At 46.7% G+C, this 24171-nt stretch carries 17 protein-coding genes; 16 read left to right on the top strand and 1 reads right to left on the bottom strand.

What is annotated here, in order from left to right; genetic code table 11:
• Positions 1-157: 157 nt before the first annotated feature.
• The 3 genes from OM978_RS17490 (at position 158) to OM978_RS17480 (ending at position 2556) form a co-directional block, all read left to right on the top strand.
• Complete coding sequence (locus OM978_RS17490) at positions 158-490, top strand: response regulator (RefSeq protein ID WP_413690727.1); 333 nt, start codon at positions 158-160, stop codon at positions 488-490.
• Positions 491-815: 325 nt separating this feature from the next.
• Positions 816-1025 carry a cold-shock protein gene (locus OM978_RS17485; protein WP_008897616.1) on the top strand — a complete coding sequence of 70 codons (210 nt, stop codon included), beginning with the start codon at positions 816-818 and terminating at the stop codon, positions 1023-1025.
• 217 nt (positions 1026-1242) lie between these two features.
• Positions 1243-2556, top strand: a complete 1314-nt coding sequence (locus OM978_RS17480) for an ABC1 kinase family protein (RefSeq protein ID WP_264343568.1) — start codon at positions 1243-1245, stop codon at positions 2554-2556.
• On the opposite strand, the gene OM978_RS17475 is transcribed toward OM978_RS17480, so the two are convergent.
• Entirely contained in the window at positions 2522-4882 is a 2361-nt protein-coding gene (locus tag OM978_RS17475; RefSeq protein WP_264343567.1) for an EAL domain-containing protein, read from the bottom strand. The genes OM978_RS17480 and OM978_RS17475 overlap by 35 nt on opposite strands.
• Before the next feature lie 546 nt (positions 4883-5428).
• Here OM978_RS17475 and OM978_RS17470 point away from each other — a divergent pair.
• The 13 genes from OM978_RS17470 (at position 5429) to OM978_RS17410 (ending at position 24165) form a co-directional block, all read left to right on the top strand.
• Positions 5429-8107: a TonB-dependent receptor gene (locus tag OM978_RS17470; protein ID WP_264343566.1), complete on the top strand. Its 2679-nt coding sequence runs from the start codon at positions 5429-5431 to the stop codon at positions 8105-8107.
• Between the two features lie 80 nt (positions 8108-8187).
• Positions 8188-8895, top strand: coding sequence for an SDR family NAD(P)-dependent oxidoreductase (locus OM978_RS17465; protein ID WP_264343565.1), 708 nt, complete (start codon positions 8188-8190; stop codon positions 8893-8895).
• Positions 8896-8936: 41 nt separating this feature from the next.
• Positions 8937-11306 carry a glycoside hydrolase family 2 protein gene (locus OM978_RS17460; protein WP_264343564.1) on the top strand — a complete coding sequence of 790 codons (2370 nt, stop codon included), beginning with the start codon at positions 8937-8939 and terminating at the stop codon, positions 11304-11306.
• 4 nt (positions 11307-11310) lie between these two features.
• A complete protein-coding gene (gene galE, locus OM978_RS17455) occupies positions 11311-12327 on the top strand; it encodes a UDP-glucose 4-epimerase GalE (RefSeq protein ID WP_264343563.1) in 1017 nt (338 codons plus the stop codon).
• A 19-nt stretch (positions 12328-12346) separates the two neighbouring features.
• Positions 12347-13426, top strand: coding sequence for a UDP-glucose--hexose-1-phosphate uridylyltransferase (locus OM978_RS17450; RefSeq protein WP_264343562.1), 1080 nt, complete (start codon positions 12347-12349; stop codon positions 13424-13426).
• Positions 13427-13431: 5 nt separating this feature from the next.
• Entirely contained in the window at positions 13432-14586 is a 1155-nt protein-coding gene (galK, locus tag OM978_RS17445) for a galactokinase (protein ID WP_264343561.1), read from the top strand.
• Positions 14583-15542, top strand: a complete 960-nt coding sequence (locus tag OM978_RS17440; protein WP_264343559.1) for an aldose epimerase family protein — start codon at positions 14583-14585, stop codon at positions 15540-15542. Before galK ends, OM978_RS17440 begins: the two co-directional genes overlap by 4 nt.
• A 96-nt stretch (positions 15543-15638) precedes the next feature.
• Complete coding sequence (locus OM978_RS17435) at positions 15639-17201, top strand: sodium/sugar symporter (protein ID WP_264343558.1); 1563 nt, start codon at positions 15639-15641, stop codon at positions 17199-17201.
• Between the two features lie 2 nt (positions 17202-17203).
• A complete protein-coding gene (locus OM978_RS17430) occupies positions 17204-19807 on the top strand; it encodes a glycoside hydrolase family 5 protein (protein ID WP_264343557.1) in 2604 nt (867 codons plus the stop codon).
• Between the two features lie 102 nt (positions 19808-19909).
• Entirely contained in the window at positions 19910-21355 is a 1446-nt protein-coding gene (locus OM978_RS17425) for an MFS transporter (RefSeq protein WP_264343556.1), read from the top strand.
• Between the two features lie 44 nt (positions 21356-21399).
• Complete coding sequence (locus OM978_RS17420; protein ID WP_264343554.1) at positions 21400-22446, top strand: LacI family DNA-binding transcriptional regulator; 1047 nt, start codon at positions 21400-21402, stop codon at positions 22444-22446.
• Positions 22447-22726: 280 nt separating this feature from the next.
• On the top strand, positions 22727-23533 hold the full coding sequence (locus OM978_RS17415) for a restriction endonuclease (RefSeq protein ID WP_264343552.1): 807 nt from the start codon (positions 22727-22729) through the stop codon (positions 23531-23533).
• A gap of 188 nt (positions 23534-23721) precedes the next feature.
• Positions 23722-24165 (top strand): anti-virulence regulator CigR family protein, encoded by a 444-nt coding sequence (locus OM978_RS17410; protein WP_264343550.1) that lies wholly within the window; start codon positions 23722-23724, stop codon positions 24163-24165.
• Positions 24166-24171 lie beyond the last annotated feature (6 nt).

Genomic DNA, 24171 nt, shown 5'->3' with positions numbered 1-24171 from the left:
GAAAACTAAATCATCTTGTTACAGAACTGGAGTATTGGATAAGTTCTGGCTACAGTAAAAGGCCATGGAGTTTTTTCTGTTTGGGTAACATGGAAGAGGTTGAAACAGACTTATGCCTTTTAAGATCTTGATAGTAGACGATAGTCAGGTGTGCTTAATGTTGACCAGAGGTTATCTGCAGTCATTCAGGCCGGACTGGAGTTGTTCAACGGCAGACAGCGCCGAAGAAGCTATGGCATTGATAGAACTACACCACTTTGATGCCTATTCGCTGGACTATAACTTGCCAGGTCGTAATGGTCTGGAGCTGGCCCGATGGATCCGAAGCCGTGATCAGCAGTGTTTTATTGGTTTATTAACCTCCAATATCATGAATTATGTCGAAGATCAGGCGATCAGCGACAATATTAACTATTACCGAAAACCCGCTAAACCTGATGTGATACAACAGTTTGTGAACGATATTGAACGTTATACTCTTTGTACTTGAAGCCACAGCTTTGTTGACCGCGCTACTAGCCCCAGTCACATAGGACTACTATGCTCCTGGGGTCTCGCTCGCTTGTCGCCTCGCCGTAACTCCAATTACTTTGGGTATATAAAAGAGCTTATTTTAATAACTTAGTGAAATAAGCTTTGACACTGCTCTGAAAACCTATACACTGGCCTTGCTTTGTTAGTCTGTTCATTATTTATGCACCACAACGAATGTTACTGTTGTTTTAGTACGTCCTGTATTCATAAGTTAAAACATCTCTTACAGCACCACCGCCTGAAACCAGGCTTATTAATTTAATTAAATACAGGTATATACCATGTCTAATACAACTACCGGCACAGTAAAATGGTTCAACGAAACTAAAGGTTTCGGTTTCATCGAACAAGCTTCAGGTCCAGACGTTTTCGCTCACTTCAGCGAAATCTCTAGCACGGGTTTCAAAACTCTGCAAGAAGGCCAACGTGTACAGTTCACTGTAACACAAGGTCAAAAAGGCCCACAGGCTGAGAAAATCGTTGTTCTGTAATTTCTAATTACAGTTACCGGAGTTAACAGATTTAATCTGATCCCACCGGTCACAACACAAAAAAAGGCAACTGCATCGCAGCTGCCTTTTTTTATGGGCGCTATTCAGCGGTCGGAGTCAGATGCGCTCGGACAGCTTTGCCAAACTGTCAGTACAGCTGGGCTAAATGCTGTTTAAGTTCGTATAGTAACTACATTACATGTTCTATCGGACTCTTATGAGCGATAAATCCGCTAAATTACCCCGTCAACCTCTGGCTCGTTTAGGAGGATTAGCTTCTCTGGCTGGTCGTATTGCCGGCTCTGTACTGGTAAATGGGGCTAAGCAGTTGGTTCAGGGGCAAAGTCCAAAAGCCAGAGACTTGTTATTAACGCCTGCTAACCTGATGCGGGTGAGTGACAAACTGGCGCAACTGCGCGGTGCTGCGATGAAAGTAGGGCAGTTATTGTCGATGGATGCAGGCGATCTATTGCCGGCTGAACTGACAGAGATACTGGCCAGGCTGCGCTCGAATGCCAATCCTATGTTACCCAAAGAGCTGGGGCTGGTGCTGCGAGCAGAATTGGGTGAGCAGTGGCAGCAGCATTTCTCGCAATTTACCTTTGTTCCGTTAGCTGCTGCTTCTATTGGCCAGGTGCATCTGGCGCATCACGACAATGGTCACAAACTGGCTGTAAAAGTACAGTATCCCGGTGTTCGGCAGAGTATCGACAGCGATGTGGATAATGTCGCCTTGCTACTCAAGCTCAGTGGTCTGGTGCCTGATGGTATCGACTATCGTTCTGTACTTGAGGAAGCAAAACTACAACTGCATCAGGAAGCTGATTATCTGCAAGAGGCGGCCTATTTGCAGCGTTACCGGGTTTTACTTGCTGACGATAACCAATTCGTACTGCCGCAGTTGTATCCAGAACTTTGTACGTCACAACTGATGACCATGAGTTTTGTTGAAGGTGTGCCGGTAGAAGCGCTGGAGCATTATCCGCAGCCAGTGCGTGACAAGGCAATGACGCAGCTTTTTGCTTTGTTATTTCGGGAAATTTTTGAGTTTAAGCTGGTACAAACCGATCCCAATTTTGCCAACTACCTGTATCAGCCTGAGTCTGCGAAACTGGTGCTGCTGGATTTTGGCGCCTGCAGGGATTATCCGGAGGGGATCAGTCAGGGTTATCGTCAGCTACTTGGCGCAGCAGTTCAGAATGATCTGCCTGGCATGGAACAAGCAATGCGGCAGATTGGCTTTTTTAGTCAGGATATTTTACCTGAACAAAAACACGCCATATTGGCTTTGATCCAGCTGATTTCTGAACCTGTTCAGCACAGCACTGCTTATGCGTTTGGCCAGACTGATTTAGCACAACGAGTGCGCAAGGCAGGGACTGCGTTGAGTATGCAGCAGAATTACTGGCATACACCGCCGGTTGCCGCCATATTTTTGCATCGCAAAATGGCGGGTTTATACCTGCTTGCCGCAAGGCTTAGAGCGCATGTGAATGTCAGGCAGTTATTGGATCCTTATCTGGCTGGATAAGTGATTGTCTGGCATTTTTCAGCAGTTGCAAGGTGGTCACAGGATCTTGTGCTTTGCCAAACCAGTAGCCCTGACCAAACTGGCAGCCAGCAGAGAGTAAAAACTCCTGTTGCGCCTGGGTTTCCACCCCTTCTGCAACTAGATCCAGCCCCAGCGCATTGGCCATAGCAATAATTGCACTGGTGATCTGACGATCGCTGGTATTTTCAGGTAAGGTCTTGATAAAACTACGATCTATTTTCAGACTATTAATAGGTAAATGCCGTAAATAAGACAACGAAGAATAACCAGTGCCAAAATCATCTATGGCCAGACGGATGCCAAGCTGACGCAGCTTTTGCAGCATCTGCTGGGTTTCAGCAGCCCGCTCAGGCAACAGGCAACTTTCAGTAATTTCCAGTTCCAGCAGCTGGGGATCCACATCAGTTTCAGCAAGGATCTGTTTTAACTGAGGCAGAAAAAGCGGATCTGCCAGCTCTTTCGCGGAGATGTTGACAGCGACAGGCACAGCCAGTGTGGACCAGAGTTGTAGCTGATAACAGACTTGTCGCAGCACGTGCTGGCCCAATTGGTGGATCAGTCCTAAGGTTTCTGCCATGCCAATAAAACGCTCTGGAGCTATGTAACCTAGCTCCTGGTCTTGCCAGCGCACCAGTGCTTCCAGGCTGTGTAATTGCCCTGTTTTTAAATCCACTTTAGGCTGGTAGTGTACTTCTAATAATTGCTGTGACAACGCCTTGCGCAGCGCTTGTTCCAGCTGCAAAGCCTGATCATTACGCTGACCAACACTCTTGGTGTAAAGACTGTATTTATTGCGGCCTGACTCTTTTGCCTGGTACATGGCCGCGTCAGCACATTTCAATAGTTCGTTTGCCGTATTGCCGTGCTGTGGATAAATACTGATGCCGACGCTGGTGGTCAAGGTCAGTTCGTTGTGTTGGATCTGAAAAGGCAGATCAAACTGAGCCACTATACGTTGTGCCAGCTTTTCGACTTCTTCCAGGCCGTCGCATTCAGGCACAAGCATAGTAAATTCGTCACCACCCAGGCGGGCGACAGATTCACCGGCTCTGCTGACTTTTTGCAGGCGCCTTGCGACCTGACGCAAAGCTTCATCTCCTGCCTGATGACCTAAAGTGTCGTTAATCCGCTTAAATAAATCCAGGTCGAGAAAGAGCACAGCCAACTGATGATTGTGGCGTTTGGCATTCGCCAGCGCCTGTTCCAGTCTGTCCTGAAATAAACGGCGGTTAGCAAGGCCAGTCAGTTCATCAAAGTAAGCCAGTTCATGAATTTTTTGCTCACGTTTTTTGCGCTCTGTAATATCGGAAAAAATAGCGGCGTATTGATTAATAGCGCCGTTTTCACCCCGTACAGCGCTGATAGACAGCCATTCAGGGTAAATTTCGCCATTTTTACGTTTATTCCAGATTTCGCCCTGCCAATAACCTTGCTGCTGCAGTCGTTGCCACATCAGCTGGTAAAAGTTATCGTCGTGTTCGCCTGAGCTTAACAGCCGTGGAGTCTGACCTATGGCTTCCGTCATGCTGTAACCCGTCAGCTTACAAAAGCTTGGATTGACCGATTGAATAATACCGTTGGCATCGGTGATCATCACAGCGTCGTGTGAGGCTTCAATGACTTTGTACGCCAGACGCAAACTGCTTTCAGAGGAACGCAGAGCCTTGTCTCTGGCCTGCAATGCAGCTTTTAACTCACTGATATACAAATGTTCCATATTCAGCAGTATGTGATTGTGGGACAACAAACCTACAGGCTTACCATAAGAGTCGGTGACACCAAGATGGCGAAAACCCAGCTCACGTAACAGTCGCACAGCCTGTAATAAACTGCTGTGTAATGGCAGAGTCAGTAAAGGGCGGGTTGCGACTTCAGCTAAAGTACAAAGGGTGCGTTCTGTCGCGACAAAGTGCACCAGATCACGTTCTGTGATTATGCCGTATTCCGCGTCTGCAAGCAGATCCTGATCAAACTTGACTATGGCGGCGTCACGCTGAGTTTGCTGCATCAGAATGGCGGCTTGCGCTACTGTTAGATCCGCCTGAAGCAATAAAGGTAACTCCACCAGAATAGAGCTGATGTCGCGTAGCATTAAATAATGCTCCAGCGGCTGCTGATGAATAAGGTCGGTTTGCGTCACTATGCCAACGGCTTTGTGTGCTGAGTCTGTGACCAGTAAACGTCTGACGCCTTTTTGCTTCATCAGAGCTGCAGCGTCACTGGTGGTGCTTTGATCGGGCACAGAAAGTACAGGGCAGCTCATCACCAAGGATATTGGCTGCTGTACTAATGCCGTATCAGCCAAATCCAGTTTTTACAGTCCGACTCAGTTCAGATCTCAAGAATAAGCTCGCCTTTTTTAACCAGAATGCAGCTGATGTTATGATGCCGCATCAGGCTCGCTGTCTGTTGCACCGAAGTTTGAGACTTACAGCACATTAGTTTTTTTTGCAACACCTGTGCAAGGTCTGGCCAGATGACAAAGGGGGCAAGGCTCTGTGACGACTCCATACGTATAGGTGTTCCTTTTTCAAAGAAATAAAAGGCCATGCTAGTGCTTTACACGACTTTGGATCTTTATCTGAAACAACAGCTGCAAACTTAAGCTAATGCTGAATTAGAGCTCTGAATGTAACTTTTAAGCGTGATTTTACCTAATTTTAGAAATCGATTACCTGATTATATTTCTAATAAATTCAATGCATTGATATTTATTCATTTGCTGTCTGTGAAAAAGTTTTGGTAAACGTTTACCTTGAGTGTTATAAATGCACCGTGCACTGCTGATCCCGCACAAAAAAATCAGCCTAGCGCATAAAAAAATAACAATTGATACCGACAGGGGTAGGAAATGACAGGCAAATTCAAATTGACCGTTGTAGCTTTAGCTATAACGCAAATTTTTGCTATGCAGCATGCACAAGCGCAAAGCGAAGAAAATACCACTCAACAAAAAGCAAAAGAAGCTGAACAGCAGATTGAAACCATTGTCGTTAAAGGTTTTGGTGCCACGCTGAGCAAGTCTTTAATGCAGAAAAAGTTTTCAGAATCAACGGTAGAAATTATCTCTACCGATGACTTAGGCCAATTACCTGACGTGACTATCGCTGATTCCTTAGGCCGCTTGCCTGGTGTAACGGCAGAGCGTGATCGGGGTAATGCCAGCAGTATTTCTATCCGTGGTTTAGGTGCTCGTTTAAACGCTGCCACCATGAATGGCCGCGAAATTGTCAGCGCTGAACCAAGCCGTGACGTACGTTACGAACAATTTCCTGCCGAACTGATTAACTCAGTTGAAGTGTACAAAAGCCCAATGGCCAATAATATCGAAGGTGGTATTGCTGGTTTGGTGAATATGAACTTCATCAGTCCTTTGGCGAAAGACAAACGTATGATCAATATCAGCGGCCATATGATGGATTATCAGTTAGCTGATGATATTCCGGGTGCTGATGGTTCAGGTGAAAAAGCCAGTTTTTCTTATGTTGATCAATGGGCAGATAACTTTGGTGTGGTCTTCGGTTTAACTTATCAGGACCAACCTTCAGTTCAGCGTGAAACGGCGTTTTATTCCTACAATAAAAACCCTGCCGAACAAGGTGATGTGAATGGTGACGGTATCAAAGAAGCTGCTCCATGGGGTGGTAAAGCCGGTACTAAATCAGGTAACAACGAACGTGTAGGCAGCCTGATGATCCTTGAGTGGGAACCTGTTGATACAGTGAACCTGAAATACGATTTGTTCTACTCCAAGTTTGATATTGAAGAACGTGAAGACCAGTTTATGTTTGATGGCTGGGGTAACTATCAGGACGCAAGTACCTGGGGTTACAACAACTCTGCCACTACACCAACTATTGTGACCCGTCCTGATGGCTCGCAGCAACTGACTGGCGGTGGTGTGTTATGGGGCGCTCATACTGCCAATAATGCTACCTGGTTCCAGCAAAATGATCTGTTAAGCACTGGCTTAAAAACCACAGTCACTGGTGATGTCTGGACTTCCACTTATGATGTAGGTTATTCCGAAGCCAGTATTGAATCCCGTTGGGTCAATATTGTGTCTAATTATGTTGGACCTACACCTTTGGATATCAGCTGGGCTAATGTTGGCGGTCGTTTGGCGGTTAACGCTGGTCCAAATGTGGGCAATCCAGAGTTTTATCGTATTCAGGATGCAATTGAGAACCCTGATAACCCTTCGAGAATGAATGTTGACGGTGATCGTGATTTAACAGATGAAATGGTCACCTTGAAAACCGACTTTGAACGCAGTGTCGACTGGGGCACTTTTGAGACTTTAGTGCTGGGCGCTCGTTATAGTGACCGTGATAAAAACAACGATGTCCTGAGCTGGTCACAATTGCCTGTAGATAGCTCTGTTAGTGGTTATGGTTACAGCTACGCCATTGGTGGTGATTTTATTGCTCCTAACCTCTATGGTATGAAAGATTGGGGTTCAGTGGTAAATCAAGCCTTTGGAGGTATTGATGAACGCAGTGAACACACAAAAAGTGCTACGGATTTAGCAGATAACTGGCGAGTGGAAGAAACCAATACTGCCCTTTATGCCATGTTAAAAATGTCGGGTGAGCTTGGAGATTTACCTTACACAGGTAACGTAGGTGTGCGTGTAGTACAAACCGATTCAACGTCCTCTGGTTATCAGTTGCTGAATGGTGTGGCCTCTCCAATTTCAATGGATCACGATTACACCGAAGTATTACCTTCACTGAATATGGTGTTTAGCCTGACAGAAGAAGCTCAGGTGCGTTTTGGCTTGTCACGTGCTATTTCACGTCCGCCATTAATTGAGATGCGTACCGGTTATCAGTTTAATACCTCGACGACAGTGAATACGGCGTCAAGCGGTAACCCTACATTGGATCCATTTGTTGCTGATCAAATCGACTTAGGTTTTGAGTACTACTGGGCCAGCGATCGTGCTATGACGATTTCTACCTTCTTTAAAGACTTAAAAACTCATATAGGCACCACCACAGATGTAGTGGTTATGGATGGTATTTCTTATGACTACAGTCGCCCTATCAACGGTGATGGCGGTCAAATCAAAGGTTTAGAGCTGATGTATCAACAAGCTCTGACTATGTTGCCAGAACCATTTGATGGTTTAGGTTTTTACGCTAACTACTCATTAACTGACAGCAACGTCACTGAGTTTGTGCCGGAAGATAATCCAATGCCTTTAGGTGGTTTATCCCGTCACGTCGGTAACCTGACCTTGTGGTACTACAAAGCTGGCTTTGATGCCAAGGTGTCTTACAACTACCGCAGTGCGAACACTCGTGTGGGTAGCTGGGAACCTACTGAAATCACCAGAGCTCAAGCTGAGCGTACTGTAGATGCCAGTTTGTCTTATGAAGTCACTGAAGCCTTTAAGGTCATGCTGCAAGGGCAAAACCTGACCAATGAAGAAGCTGTGACCTATTTCGATAACGACCCAAGCCGTCCGGCTAACTTCACTGAGTGGGGCCGTCGTTTCCTGTTAGGTTTCTCTTACTCTATGTAAGTGGCTTGTGATTCAGCATATAAAACCCGGCCTTTGGGCCGGGCTTTTTGAAGAAAACCATCTTCACGGAAGCCATACTGATGTCGTTATCTCCCTCTCATATTCTGCTGACCGGTGCCTCATCGGGCATAGGCCGAGCTTTAGCTGTTGCTTTAGCGGCTCAAGGTCACCGCTTAAGTTTATGTGGTCGTGATCCGGCCAAATTAGCTCAGACCTTAGCTTTATTGCCACAGGGCACAACAGTGTTCAGCGAGTCTTTTTCAGTGATAGAACCAGCCGCCATCAATAAGTTTTGCCAACAGGCGAAGCAGCAATTGGGCGACGTGGATGTACTGATTAATTGCGCTGGTGGCAATAGCAGTCGTAGTGCAGCGACAGAGCCGGATTGGTCTGCGATAGATCAGATGATGCAGCTGAACTTTTATGCGCCGCTGCATTTTATCCAGCAATTGGTGCCCGCTATGCAACAGCAAGGTAAAGGCATGGTGCTGAATGTACTTTCGACCGTCTGTTTATTTTCCAACCCTGGTATTTCCGCCTACAGCGCCAGTAAAGCCGCTCTTGATAGCTACAGCAAAGTGCTGCGTAAAGAGCTAAACGGCACTGGTGTGAAGGTGTTGTCTGTGTATCCGGGTGGGGTAGATACCGAATTTCGTGTTGCCAGCAGACCGGATTATTTGTCTGCAGAAGACGTGGCGGACGCCATTCTGCTGATGCTGGCAAGCTCTGCCAAAGCTCATATCCACGAGCTGGTCGTCAGGCCTGCGATTGAGACTAATTTTTGCTAAGTCCTGTGTCGTAAAACAGGCGTATTAAAAGGAATTCTCCAGTGTTGAAGTACTTAATACAATCTCTGGCTGTGTTGGTCTTGCTGCTACAGTTTGCGTGCAGCCCAGTCACCCTCTCATCAAAAGACGAGCAGTCACCGAAAGTTGCAGTAGCAACAGAGCAGAATTTAAATGCAGGCTGGTTGTTTTATAAAAGTCAGTCCACTGATTTAAAGGCCCAACCAGAAGACTGGCAGCAGGTCAATTTACCTCATACGCCACAGATTGAGCCTTTGCTGGTGAACAACCAATGGCAGGGGTTCGCCTGGTACCAAAAGTCTCTGACCATAGCGCCAGAGTGGCAAAACAAACAGCTGCTGATCCGTTTTGAAGCAGCGATGAACCATGCACAAGTCTGGTTAGGCGATAAACAGATTGGTGAGCATCTGGGCGGCTATTTGCCTTTTACTATTGATTTAACGCCTTATGTCACTTCGGGTCAGACTTATCAACTGACAGTAAAACTGGATAACAGAGACAACGAAGTCACAGGGCCTAAACCTTTGGCTCAGCTGGATTTTAATACCTACGGTGGTTTATACCGCGACGTACGTTTACTGATTAAAAACCCTGTGCATATCACAGATGAAATGTTGGCGAATGAAGTTGCTGGCGGCGGTATTTTTGTCACTTATCCAAAAGTGGATAAAACAGAATCTGTTATAGCAGTAAAAACTCAACTGGCGAACACCTCAGCGGCAAGCGCGGATCTGGAACTGGTACAGCAGCTGTTTGCCGGTGAGCAATTAGTCACAGAAGTCAGCTCAGGCTTAATTCAACTGGCGGCTGGAGCTAAACTGGATCTACAGGCACAATTGACTGTAACCAAACCAAATCTGTGGAGTCCAGCCAGTCCGTTTTTATACCAGTTACACACGGTACTGAAACAAAATGGCGAAGTGATTGAGCGTCAGCAGCAACAGATAGGTATCCGCAGTTTTGCCTTTAACGACAAACATCAGTTGCTGATCAATGGCGAGCTGACCTTTTTACGCGGTGTAAACCGCCATCAGGAATACCCTCATGTGGGGTATGCCACTTCACCTCAGGCCGATTACCGTGACGCAGTAAAAATTAAATCTGCTGGTTTTGATTACGTCCGTTTATCACATTACCCACATTCCAAAGCTTTTATGCAAGCGGCGGATGAACTGGGTTTAGTACTGATGAATGCCATTTTAGGCTGGCAGTATTATCAGCCAACCGAAGCTTTCCGTGCTCAGACTGTTCAGAGTTGCCGTGATTTAATCCGCCGTGACCGCAACCACGCCAGCGTATTGGCCTGGGAATGTTCACTGAATGAATCTGCTATGCCGGAAGAATTTGTTGCGACCTTGCATAACACAGTCAAACAAGAGTTCCCGGGAGCTTATTCTGCGGGTTGGCAGCATGGCTACGACATGTACCTGCAAGCGCGTCAACACCGTCAGATGCACTATGAAACGCCAACTGTACCTTACAATGTGTCTGAATACGGCGACTGGGAATATTATGCGCAAAATGCCGGTTTCAATCAGGACAGCTGGGGTGATTTAAAAGAAGAAGCCCGTACCAGCCGTCAGTTATTAAGCCATGGTGAAGCACGTTTATTACAGCAAGCCCGCAATTTACAGGAAGCGCATAACGACAACCTGACGACTCCTGCTTATGGCGATGGCTACTGGGTGATGTTTGATTACAACAGAGGTTATGCCAATGATCTGGAAGCATCCGGTATCATGAGCATTTACCGTTTGCCTAAATACAGTTACTACTTTTACCAGAGCCAGCGCGCGGCTTCAGAACTGTCTGACAAGTATCAGTCTGGCCCTATGGTATTTATTGCCAGTGAATGGCAACTGGGTTCCAGCGCCAAAGTGCGGGTATTCAGTAATGCTGAAGAAGTGGAACTGTATTTAAACGGTGTGTTAGTCAGCCGGAATAAGCCATCTACAGATAAGTTTTCTACCCATTTACCGCATCCGCCTTTTGAATTTGACTTAAAAGAGTTCAAGGCCGGGCAGTTAGTGGCAAAAGCTTATATCGCAGGTAAAGAAGTGGCGACTCATCAGGTGACGACTCCTGAAGCTGCTGCCAGCTTAAAGCTGACAGTCGACACCAGTGGTGTGGCGCCTGTGGCTGGTGATTTAGTCTTTGTGTATGCACAAGTGCTGGATAAAAACGGCCAGCTAGTGCCGTTAAACAATCAGATCATTGAATTTAAAGCCAGTGGTGATATTGAAGTGATCAACCCTGAACCTGCTTTTACTGAACAAGGCAAAGCCGCAGTCTTAGTGAAACTAGGTGCTGAATTTAGCAAAGCTAAGCTGGAAGCCAGTTCAAAAGTATTGGCTATTCAAAGTGAAGTCTTAGTTTTTAACGTCAAGGAGTAACTGTATGCGTATTTTAGTCACGGGTGGCGCAGGTTATATAGGCTCTCATACTTGCCTGGAGTTACTGAATTCTGGCCATCAGGTGGTGGTGGTCGACAACCTGAGCAACAGTAGTGTTGAAGCGCTAAAGCGGGTCGAGCAGCTGACAGGCCAGAGCGTCCAGTTCTATCAGGCTGATATCCGTGATGAAAACGCGCTTTCTGCTATTTTTGCCGCTGAAAAAGTGGATGCAGTCATTCACTTTGCCGGTTCTAAAGCTGTTGGCGAATCTGTCGCTAAACCACTGTTTTATTATGAAAACAATGTCAGCGCTTCAGGCTTACTGATGCAGGTGATGTTGGCACACCAGGTCAAAACACTAGTGTTCAGCTCCTCTGCCACAGTGTACGGCGAACCTGTGTCTTCACCAATACGGGAAGATTTTGCGGTGCATCCTGAAAGTCCTTATGGCCGTTCTAAGCTGATGGTTGAACAGATGATGTCTGACCTGGTGGTGGCTCAAAGTGATTTCAGTGCCATAGTGCTGCGTTACTTTAACCCTGTAGGCGCACATGAGTCGGGCTTGATTGGTGAAGATCCAAATGGTATTCCAAATAACCTGATGCCTTTTATCAATCAGGTGGCCATAGGCCGCAGACCGCATTTATCAGTATTTGGTGATGATTACGACACGCCTGACGGTACCGGTGTGCGGGATTATATCCATGTCTGTGATTTAGCTTCAGGTCATGTCAAAGCTTTAGAAACTCTGCATCAGAATGCGGGTTTTCATGTGTTTAACTTAGGCACTGGTCAGGGCGTTTCTGTGCTGGAAATGGTCGACGCTTACCGTCGTATTTCTGGTCAGTTGATTGCGTATCAGGTAACGCCACGTCGTCCTGGCGATATCGGCTGTTATTACGGTGACCCGTCTTTAGCGGCTGAAAAACTTAACTGGAAAGCGGAACGTGGTTTGGATCAGATGGTGGCGGATAGCTGGAACTGGCAAAAAATGAATCCTTCAGGTTATCCGAAGAATTAAGAAAAGGTTGGAATAGTAAATGTCTGAATTTAATGCAAAAGATCATCCGCACCGCAGATACAACCCGTTGACGGGAGATTGGGTGTTGGTGTCGCCACACAGAGCAAAAAGACCATGGCAAGGTCAGATTGAAACTGCAGCCACAGAGCAGAATCCATCTTATGACCACAGCTGTTTTTTATGTCCAACCAACACCCGTATTTCCGGTGATCTGAATCCTGACTATAAAAAGCCTTATGTCTTTACCAATGACTTTGCCGCTTTAACTGCAGATACACCTTTTTATCAGCGCTCAGATGATGATTTATTTGTATTAAAAGCTGAACGCGGTACCAGCAGGGTGATTTGTTATTCACCGGATCACAGCCTGACCATGCCAGAGCTGAGTGTTACTGATATTCAGAACATAGTGGAAGAATGGATCCGTCAGTACAAAGACTTATCCAAAACCTACAACTGGGTGCAGGTGTTTGAAAACAAAGGCGCTATTAACGGCTGCTCCAATCCGCATCCTCATGGCCAGATTTGGGCCAACAGCACAGTGCCTACCTTGCCAGCCAAAGCCGACACAGAGCAGCGTGAGTATTTAGCTAAACATGGCAAAAACCTGTTACTGAATTATGCCTCTCTGGAACAACAAAGTGGCGAGCGTACAGTGGTTGAAAACGATCACTGGATAGTTGTGGTGCCATTCTGGGCCAGCTGGCCATTTGAAACCCTGGTATTGCCAAAAGCCCATGTACGCCGGATGGAAGACTTAACCCCAGAGCAGCAAGCTGCTTTGGCCGATATTCTGCAGCAAATCACCATTCGCTACGACAATCTGTTCCAGTGTTCATTCCCTTATTCAATGGGCTGGCATAGTGCGCCTTATCAGAATGAACGCGGCGATGCTGGCGCTGAGACGGTAGAAAGCATCGACCACTGGCAGCTGCATGGCCATTTTTATCCGCCGTTATTACGCTCTGCCACCATTAAAAAGTTTATGGTTGGCTACGAAATGCTGGCCGAAACCCAACGAGATATGACTCCTGAACAGGCCGCTGAACGCTTAAAACAGCAAAGCCCTGTGCATTACAAACAGCAGAGCAAGGTTTAATACAGATGCAATTAGTAGAACAAGTACAGCAGGCATTTGCCGAACATTATCAAACTCAGGGCGAATTTGCTTTCAGAGCGCCGGGCCGGGTTAATCTGATTGGCGAACACACAGATTACAACGATGGTTTTGTATTGCCATGTGCTATTAACTACGACACTGTAGTAGTGGCAACACCACGTAATGACAACAAAGTTCGTGTGCTGGCGCTGGATTATCAGCAGCAAGTCGATGAGTTTGAACTGACGTTTCCGCTGGAGAAACATCCAGAGTACCAGTGGGCAAACTATGTCCGTGGCGTGGCCAACAGCCTGATGCAAAAAGGCTTTAACCTGGTCGGTTGTGATTTAGCTATCAGCGGCAATGTGCCACAAGGTGTAGGTTTAAGCTCTTCAGCTTCATTAGAAGTCGCTCTGGGCCTGACCTACAGCACTTTGGCGGGCGTTGAATTATCCAGCCGTGACAATGCACTGAATGGTCAGCATGCAGAAAACAACTTTGTCGGTTGTAACTGCGGCATTATGGATCAGCTGATTTCTGCGCAAGGCAAAGTCGCTCACGCTTTATTGATTGATTGCCGCAGCCTCGACAGCACGCCTGTATCAGTGCCCACAGATATGGCTGTGATGATTATCAACTCCAATGTAAAACGTGGCCTGGTCGACAGCGAATACAATACCCGCCGCCGTCAGTGTGAAGAAGCTGCAGCCATTTTTGGCGTCAAAGCCTTACGGGATGTCAGTTGGAATACGTTTGCTGCTAAGCAGAGCGAACTGGATCCATTAGTTGCCAAGCGTGCCCGTCATGTCATTACCGAAAACGATAGAACTGAATTAGCTGCCAAAGCTTTGGCCGATCACGATATTAAACTGTTAAGTCGTTTAATGGCTGAATCTCATTTGTCGATGAAAAACGACTTTGAAATCACAGTGCCTGCTATAGATGCGCTGGTCGAAATGATTGGCAACATGCTGGGTGATACAGGTGGCGTCCGTATGACAGGTGGTGGTTTTGGTGGTTGTGTGGTGGCTTTAGTGCCGCAAGGCCGGGTGGAGGACATTCGTGCTTTGGTAAACCGTGAGTACCCGGCACAAACAGGCTTAACCGCTGGTATTTTTGTCTGCACCGCCAGCCAGGGCGCAGAGCAGATTTTGGCATGAACCTCGGCCCAATAGCCTTAAATAAAGGCACAGGTTTAGAAGTGGAGTTGTTGCCTTTTGGGGCAACAATCCGCTCTATCCGCCTGTTTGGCCAGGAGCTGACGCTGAATTATCCGCAAGTGGCGGATTACCAAACAGACGAGTTTTACCTGGGTGCTACCGCGGGCCGGGTTGCCAATCGTATTGCCAAAGGCCGGTTTGAGCTCAATGGCGTCGCCTATCAATTGGACTGTAACAATGGCCTGAATCATTTGCATGGGGGTGTGACTGGTTTTAACCGTCAACTTTGGCAAGTGCTAAAACAACAGCCTGATTCGGTGCAATTGTATCTGCGCTCTGCCGATGGCGATCAGGGTTATCCTGGCGCTTTGCAGGTATGGCAGCAGTTTCGTATTGTCGATCAACAGCTGGAGTTATCCTTCTTAGCTTTGTCCAACAAAGACACAGTGCTGAATTTAACCAATCATTGTTATTTCAACTTGAATAACGACGGTACATCTATCGAAAACCATCAGTTGCAGCTGACAGCAACCCATTATTTGCCGACAGATGAGCATGCTATTCCAACCGGAGAGCGCCGTGCTGTGGCGGGCACTACCTTTGACTTTAGTCAGGCTAAATTAGTGGGGCCTGCGCTTAAACTGCAGGACCCTCAGCTTGCACTGGCGAATGGCTTTGATCACTGTTTTATCTGGCAAGGTGCTGATGCTGCAGAGTTAAAACTGATGGCGCTGTTAAGTTCTGAGCAAAGTGGCCGTCAGCTTGAGGTATTCAGTACTCAGCCCGGTTTACAGCTCTATACAGGTAACTTTCTGGCCTCACCTTTTGTTTCACGACTGGGGATTTGTCTGGAAGCTCAAGGTTGGCCTGATGCTGTTAATCAACTTGGCTTCCCTAGCACTCTGCTCAAAGCAGGTGAGTTGTATCAGCAACAAATAGTGTATAAATTCAGTTAGCTAAAAACTGGTAACCATAACAACAAGACATGCCCGGCTGTTCTGGTGTTGCAGCGCAGCAACAAAAGCGACGGGTAAAACAGGGTAAGGATAAAAATGACCTTAAGTAATTTAGATTTGGTGATTCTCGCCATTTATGTGCTGGGCCTGCTGGGTCTGGCGTATTACATCTCCCGGGAAGAAAAGGGACATAACAAAGACACCAACGACTATTTTCTGGCCGGCAATACCTTACCCTGGTGGGCTATTGGTGCGTCCTTGATCGCCGCGAATATTTCGGCTGAACAAATTATTGGGATGTCGGGTTCTGGTTATGCCATAGGTATGGCGATAGCGGCTTACGAATGGATGGCAGCTATTACGCTGTTATTAGTTGGTAAGTTTTTCCTGCCAATTTTCCTGAAGCGTAAAATTTATACCATGCCGCAGTTCTTGCAGCAGCGTTTTGACAACAGAGTGCGCACCACTATGGCGCTGTTCTGGATGGCGGTTTATGTCTTCGTCAACTTAACTGCAGTGTTGTGGTTAGGTGCTTTAGCTATTAATACAGTTACTGGTGTGGATATGACCACCAGCATGTTGTTACTGGCCACTTTATCTGTAGCTTACTCTTTATATGGCGGCTTAAAAGCTGTGGCTTACACCGACATTATCCAGGTGGTATTGCTGGTCGGCGGTGGTTTGTTCCTGTCCTTTATGTCGTTGGATATGTTAGGTGCAGGCAACGGTTTATGGGCTGGTTTTGACCGCTTATTAACTGAAGTGCCAGACAAATTCGATATGATTTTAACGCCGGACAGCCCCCATTATGTCAGCTTACCTGGCTTGTCTGTGCTGTTAGGTGGTATGTGGATTATGAACCTGAGCTACTGGGGTTTTAACCAATATATTATTCAGCGCACTTTAGCGGCAAAAGACTTAGCCGAAGCGCAAAAAGGTATTGTATTTGCGGCCTTCCTGAAAGTGTTAATGCCTGTGATCGTGGTTCTGCCTGGTATAGCCGCAGTCTTGCTGTTACCAGATTTAAGCAAGCCGGATCAGGCGTATCCACAGCTGCTGAGCATGATGCCATCTGGTATTAAAGGTTTAATTTTTGCAGCTTTAGTGGCAGCTATTTTATCGAGCCTGGCGTCGATGACCAACAGCGTCGCGACCATTTTCACTATGGATATTTACTCTCAGTTTAAGAAAGATCAAAGCCAGCAGCATTACGTCAAAGTAGGCCGCATTGTCAGCCTTGTGGCTTTGGTGATTGCAGTCTTTACTGCTAAGCCACTGCTCGGCGAATTCGACCAGGCCTTCCAGTATATTCAGGAATTTACCGGCTTCTTCACACCAGGCATTGTGGTGCTGTTCTTATTAGGTATGTTCTGGGCTCGCACTACAGCAACAGCTGCATTAGTGGCGGCTATCAGCTCAGCTGTACTGAGCTGGATTTTCAAAGTGGCTCTGCCAGAGATGCCATTTATGGACCGTGTAGGTTTAGTTTTCCTGAGCTGTTTAGCCTTAGCTGTGCTGGTGACTTTGTTCCAGCGTCAGGGCAAACATCCACAGGCGGTAGAACTGCGTGATATCAGCTTTGAAACCCGTCCAAGTTTTAACTTGTATTCAGTGTTGATCACTTTGATTGTCGCTGCCTTTTATATTACCTGGTGGTAACAATGAAGCGGACTTTTTCTTCTAAGGCCTTTCTTTGCACAACAGTAGCAGCGCTTTTTAGCGCCGCTACTACGGCCAATCCGGTTTCTGTAAAAGACGGTGTAATGCAGTGGCAAGACGGTTCTGAAGTTGCACTTTTTGGTGTGAATTACAGTGCGCCTTTTGCTTACGGTTATCGCTCTATTGAACGTCTGGGTGTTGATCACCGCGCTGCCATTGACATGGATGTGGACCATATTGCCCGCTTAGGGTTGGATGCTTACCGCGTACATTTATGGGACAGATTGCTGGCCGATAAAGACGGAAATTTGCAGGACAATATTCACCTGCAGTTATTTGATTACCTGCTGCTGCGCTTAAAAGAAAAAGGCATCAAGGTGATTATTACCCCTATCGGCTGGTGGGGCAGTGGTTACCCTGAGCCGGATCCGGTGGAATATGGTTTCTCTACTTTTTTCAGTAAAAGCCAGATGAACCAGTCGCCAGATGCCATTGCTGCGCAGAAAAACTATCTGACTCAGCTGTTTAAGCACGTCAACCCGCTGACCGGCAAAAGCTATCAGCAGGACGACAACATTATTGCTTTTGAGATCTTTAACGAACCTAAACACGAGATCAAACCAGAGCAAAGTGCGGCTTATATTGAAGACTTAATCAGTACCATTCGTGCAGCTGGTGTGACTAAACCTTTGTTTTACAACACCAGCGAGCAGGGGGACGATCAGCCTTTTGCCAAAGCCTTATGCAATACCAGCATAGATGGCGTGTCTTATCAGTGGTATCCAACAGGCTTGGTCAAAGGCAGTACTATTCTGGCGAATATGTTGCCTGCGGTAGCGCATTACACCAATCCTTTTGCGGGCATCAGCCAATGTGCCACTAAAGCCAAAATGGTGTACGAGTTTGATGCGGCCGATGTAGCAAGCTCTGTGATGTACCCTGCTATGGCGCGAAGTTTTCGTGAAGCTGGTTTTCAGTGGGCAACGCAGTTTGCTTATGATGCTGCGGCTGTGGCTCATACCAACTCTGAATACAACACTCACCATCTGAACCTGTTGTATACGCCTTCAAAAGCCATCAGCTTAAAAATTGCAGCTGAAGTGTTCCGTACGCAAAAGCGTGCTGAAAAAGTAGCGGATTATCCGGCCAGCAATAGCTTTGCTGCTGTGACTCTGGATTATCAGCAGAATTTATCTGTGCTTAACACTCCAACGCAGTTCTTCTACAGCAACAGCACCCAAACACAACCAAAAGCTGCAGCTAAACTAAGCAGTATTGCAGGTGTTGGCTCGTCTTCTGTGGCCAAATACAGCGGCTCTGGTGCTTATTTCCTCGATAAAGTAGCAGATGGCGTCTGGCGACTGGAAGTCTATCCTGACTTACTGACACTGCAGGACCCTTATCAGAATTCCAGTTTAAGCCGTGAAACAGGGCGTTTATATCCTGCTGCTCAGCAATTAAAACTGACGCTTGCTGATTTGGGCAAAAGCTATCAGCTGAAAGGTTTGAATAGCGGTAATACAGCAACTGCATCTGCCGCTGATGGCGAAGTGACAGTGCGCCCCGGTGTGTACTTACTGACTGCCAAAGCAGCGTTGGCACAGCAGTATGCCAATAAAGTCGAGACAGATTTTTATCTGCCAAAACAGCAATCAACAGAACTTGCTTTGGTGCATCAGAATCAGCGTCAAACCCACTTGGGCGACCCCTTTAGTTTTGAAGTTGATATTGGTGCTTTGGTTAAACCGCAGAAAGTGCAATTGATGTTGCGTTATCTGGGCGAGAGCAAGTTTACTGCTTTTGATATGCAACCAAGCCCTGATGTCAGCAGTCGTTACCAGCTCGCTATGCCAGCGGACTGGACTCAGACGGGTTTGTTGGAATATGGCTTTGTGGTGACTGCAAATGGCAAAGCTGTGACTTTCCCTGGTGCTGCTGCGGGCTCGCCACAGGACTGGGATTTTGTCAGCAAAGCACCTTACTGGACGGTGGCTCTAAAACCACAAGGCCAGCCTGTAGCGTTATTTGATGCAACACTGGACAGACAAAACAGCCTGTATCCAAAAGATACCACTGTGACTCAGCGTTTTGTGGCCGACAGTTCAGGTGCAGGTTTAGCTTTGCAACTAGGTGTGGATTCTTTGGAAACAGCTAAAGCGGCAGCTATCCTTAAAACCACTTTGTCTGCCGATAACAGCCTGCTAAAACGTAACCTGAAAGGTTATGACACAGTGGCGCTGAAGATCCGTGCGGTCAAACAACCGGAACAGTTGAAGTTCGCAGTGCTGGATAAAGACGGCATAGCTTACGGCACAGAGCTGAAAGTGGGCACTGACTGGCAGTATCTGTTAGTTCCGCTGCATAAGTTAAAGCAAACCGACACCTTGCTGACTCAGGCATACCCTATGTTTATGCCCGTCTTTGCACCAAGTACTGCGCCAAGAGGGGCACCAAGCGTTGCAGCTGGTTCAGGCCTGAAGCTGAATGAGCTGAGGCAGTTGCAAGGTGTACAGCTGATGTTTAATCAGAGCGCCTACAGCGCGGCAGAGGCGAAAGGCTGGCATGGAGTAGAACTTGCGGAAGTGAGTTTGATCCAAAAGCCATGATGGTTCGGGCATTGGATTAAATCATAGACGGGTGGGGATAAACCCCGCCCCTACGTTTTGTGTATATAATCTTTTGCATTTCATCCTCAGCACAGGAGTGCTATGGCAAAGCCACTGCACCAAAGCACAACGTCTGATACTTCTGCTTCGACATTAAAACTGACTGCGGTGTCAGGAACCCAAAAGCTGGCGCTTGGCGCCGGCTTTTTTGCTATGTTTTTTGCTCAGCAAAGTGTCAGCGTACTGGCTATTCCTTTTTATCAGATGACCTTAGGGGTAGACCCGTTTTTACTGGGGCTGGCTCTGACTTTACCGCTGTTGCTTGGTACTTTATTAGGCCCTTGGGTTGGGCATTTATCTGATCATCATCAAAGCCGCTTTGGCCGCAGACGGCCTTTTATTCTGGTCGCCAGTTGGGCCTGTTGTCTGTTTTTTGGTTTGATTTGGATGGTACCCACAGGCTGGGGTGAACTGGCGCATCTATTGTATTTTGTTATTTTCTCTCTGCTGTTTTATGTTGCCGCGACTTTTATGTCTGTGCCTATGACCTGTTTATCTTATGAAATGAGCCCGGATTATCATCAGCGCACCGAAATTATGGGTTTTACCACTTATTTTCTGAAGTTGGGGTCCTTGTTGTATCAGTGGTTATTTCCGCTGGCGCAGCTGGCGATATTCAGTTCGGTCTTTGTGGGTATACGTTATGTTGGCTGGGGCGTCGCCTTGTTTATTTTTGGCCTGCTGGGTACTTTAGCTGCTTGTTACAGTAAAGAAATAGTCCAACGTTCTTCTGTGGCTTTTCCGCCTGTTACTTTACGACAAAGCTTAAAAACGCTGAAAGCTAACAAAGGTTTGCGGGTGTTGTTGCTGTTAACTGTGTTGCAGATGGCGGGGGGCGCTTTTACCGCCAGTATGGATTATTACCTGTTGGTGTATTTTATTGCCGAAGGTGATATAGCTCAGGGCGCAATTTTTAAAGGCTGGTTATCGATGGCTTATGCTGCTTTTGGTTTTCTGACTGTGCCGCTGATCGCCAGGTTGTCCTCCCGTATGGGAAAAATTAAAGCTTTGCAGCTGATTTATGTCGTGACCTTAGTGGGCGGAGCCTGCAAGTGGTTTATTTTTACACCCCAAGGCTACGGCTGGATTTGGCTGGATGCATTATTCTGCACCGCAGCCTGGACTGCTATGACCATGTTGATCCCCTCTATGATGGCGGATTTATGTGATGAAGATGAATTAAAGCATGGCCAGCGCCGCGAAGGAGTTTTTGTCGCTATTCATAGCTGGGTCACCAGTTTAAGTGCCGCTCTGGCTTTATTGCTGGCCGGTTTATCGCTGAATTTGATTGGTTTTGATGCTCAGCTCTCTGCAGCCCAAAACCCTGATAGTATTCTCGCTATGCGGGTTATTTTAGCACTAGGCACTATGGTCTTTGCCTTGTGTTCATTGCTGATAGTGCGTGGCTACCATTTGGATGCGCAAGGCAGTCAGCAGATCAGTTTGGCATTGGCTAAAACAAAAAATCATGGCTCCGAATCCATTTAATTTGTTGTTGATACGCAAACAATAAAAAAGAAAAAGCAGAAATTATGGTAACAATCAAAGATGTCGCAAAAGTAGCTGGTGTGTCTATAGCTACAGTGTCCCGGGTGATCCACGATGGTCATCAGGTGGGCGAAGCCTGCCGCGCACGGGTGAAAAAGGTCATTGCTGAATTAGGTTACAGACCGAACAGCAATGCCCGTGCTCTGGTCAGTAAAACAACCAATACGCTGGGGGTAGTGACACCTAAACTGTCGATGCCATTTTTTGGCAGTCTGGCCAGTGGTGTTGAAAAAGGCGCACGTGAAAACAACTATAAACTGCTGATGAGTAACTCTCTGTACGAGACCAAGTCGGAGCAGGAAGCTATTGATTCACTGCGGGATCATAACTGTCAGGCCATTATCCTACACAGCGAATACTCAGATGAAAAAACCTTGCTGAAGTTGGCAAAAGAAATCCCTGGGCTGGTGCTGATCAACCGCTATATGCCTGCTATAGCCAACCGCTGTGTTTGGCTGGATAACGTGGCAGGTGCCCGTCAGGCGACGGACTACTTAATCGATAGAGGCCATACAAACTTTGCAGTGATCACCAGTATTTATCAAAACGGTGATCCGGGTTTTCGGCTGCAGGGGATTCGTGAATCGCTCAAGCTGGCGGGCTTGCAGCTTGCTGAAGCTGCTATTGAAGAATCCACCGCCAATATGGAAGGTGGCGAACAGGCGGTTCAGGCCTTGCTGGATAAAGGCATTAAATTCACCGCGCTCTTGGCCTACAACGACTTAATGGCGATAGGCGCTATTCACGCCTTGTTTGCCGCAGGCCTGCGCGTACCGGAAGATGTATCTGTGATAGGTTTTGACGATTTAATCGTCAGCCGCGCCTGTCGCCCACGTTTAACCACTATGCATTATCCGGTCGAAGAAATGGCCAGCTACGCCACTAAGCTGGCGATACAACTCAGTGATACCAGCATAGAGCCAGAAAGCAGAACGCACTTGTTTATACCCCAGCTGGTAGAACGGGATTCAGTGGCGGATGCGCCCGGGGGAAAGGGGAATTGGCAGGAGCTGGATAACTCAAGATACTGAATGCAGCACCAATTTGGTATCTAGATGACAATGCGCTGCATGCCTGTTTTACCGGCGATTCGTTGCATAGTCCGCTTAGACCGAGTTTCACGTTGGTGCAATCGCAGAAATGTGTTTGATTAGTCTGAACCACCGAGTTTCATTGAAATATAGACTTTTACTTTAGTTACAAAGGGTTAAATGTTTATGTAACGAAATTTGGTGGAAAAAAATAATGTCAGGTTTTGCGCCTTGTCCCGCTCCTGAAGGCTACAATTTGGATTGTGATAGGTAGGCAGCTGTGAATCAAAATACTGAATATGAGTTACTTGTAGTCCAAATACACCAAGGAATGCTTAAGTTTGATGGTGTTGAGAACATCTCGGTGGAACACAACGTTACAATTACAGGGAAGAGTGGTGCTACACATCAAATAGATGTTTATTGGGAATTTAAGTTGGCAGGGGTAACTTATAGGACATGCGTTGAATGCAAAAACTACAAGACTGCAATTAAAAAATCACAAGTTGCTGCTTTTGCTGAAATTTTACGAGATATTGGAAATGCCAACGGTATTATCGCAACTACCTCGTCATACCAAAAAGGCGCTAAGTTGCTCGCGCAAGCAAATAACATTAGGTTGGTCTTAGTTAACAACCTAATTACGTCTGTTTGCTTCAAGATTTTCTCTATGCAGACACATTTTGACAATTTAGAATTCAACTTTAACCGAGAAAGTGCCAAAGCAGCCCTAGAACGAAACAACTTGGACAAGTTTGAGATGACTTATACTTACTCGGGAGAACATCCACTGTTAGATAGTAATGGGAAGAATGCTGGTACAATTAATTCCATCATTAACAGCTTCTCTTTAAGTGAAGGTCATAACGTTGTCGCGTGCCCTCATCTACACCTTGATGTTGAAGGAGTAGGTTTGGTGCAACTGGACTCTATAGCTGTAGATGTTAGTTATTCTCAGTGTCGACCAATAGAAAGTACTGTGGAGTCTCCCCATTCTGCTCAAGCCGTAATTGAAGATATCGTAGATAATAACTGCCACTATCTTCACAAAGATGGTTCGGTTACTGACTTAGTAAATAATACATAACAATCGATCTAGGAACTTGTAGGGTCAGGTTGTGGTGTGCGTCATTTCCGTTTTTGCTCTTTGCGACCCACTATCCAACTACTAGCACTAAACTCCCACTAAGACTGTGCCCCATACTCACTCCATTCAGCCGGTATCCAGTTTTGTTGGCTATGCTAAAGCACAACTGGATAGAAAGGCTAAACAACATGAATGCACGAACTACATTGTGGGTGGCTTTAATTGCCCCCTTATTAACGCAGCAAGTGATAGCGGCTGATGCTGACAAAGATCATGACCATAAAGCTAAGGCCGCTGAAAAGCAGTTAAAGCATCAGAGCAAACAAAAGATCACTGAAATCAATCCGGCTCATATGACTGTTAGTGCAGGTATCAGTCTGACAGACGCCCGCACTGTAGCTGAACGTTATAATTTAACGGGTCATACAGCATTACCGTCTGGTATTCGTAAAAATCTGGCTAAAGGTAAACCTCTGCCTCCGGGGATCGCCAAAAAGTCCGCCCCTGCGGCTATGATCGCGGAGCTGCCGCAGCATCAGGGTTATGAATGGCAAATGGTTGGCACAGATCTGATATTGGTTTCTATAGCCACTGCTGTGATTGCTGATGTGCTGGTGGATGTTTTTCACTGACAAAAA

Origin of the sequence: Rheinheimera sp. MM224, assembly GCF_947090785.1 — a bacterium.
Taxonomy (GTDB): Bacteria; Pseudomonadota; Gammaproteobacteria; order Enterobacterales; family Alteromonadaceae; genus Pararheinheimera.
This window is presented reverse-complemented; position numbering and strand designations above follow the sequence as displayed.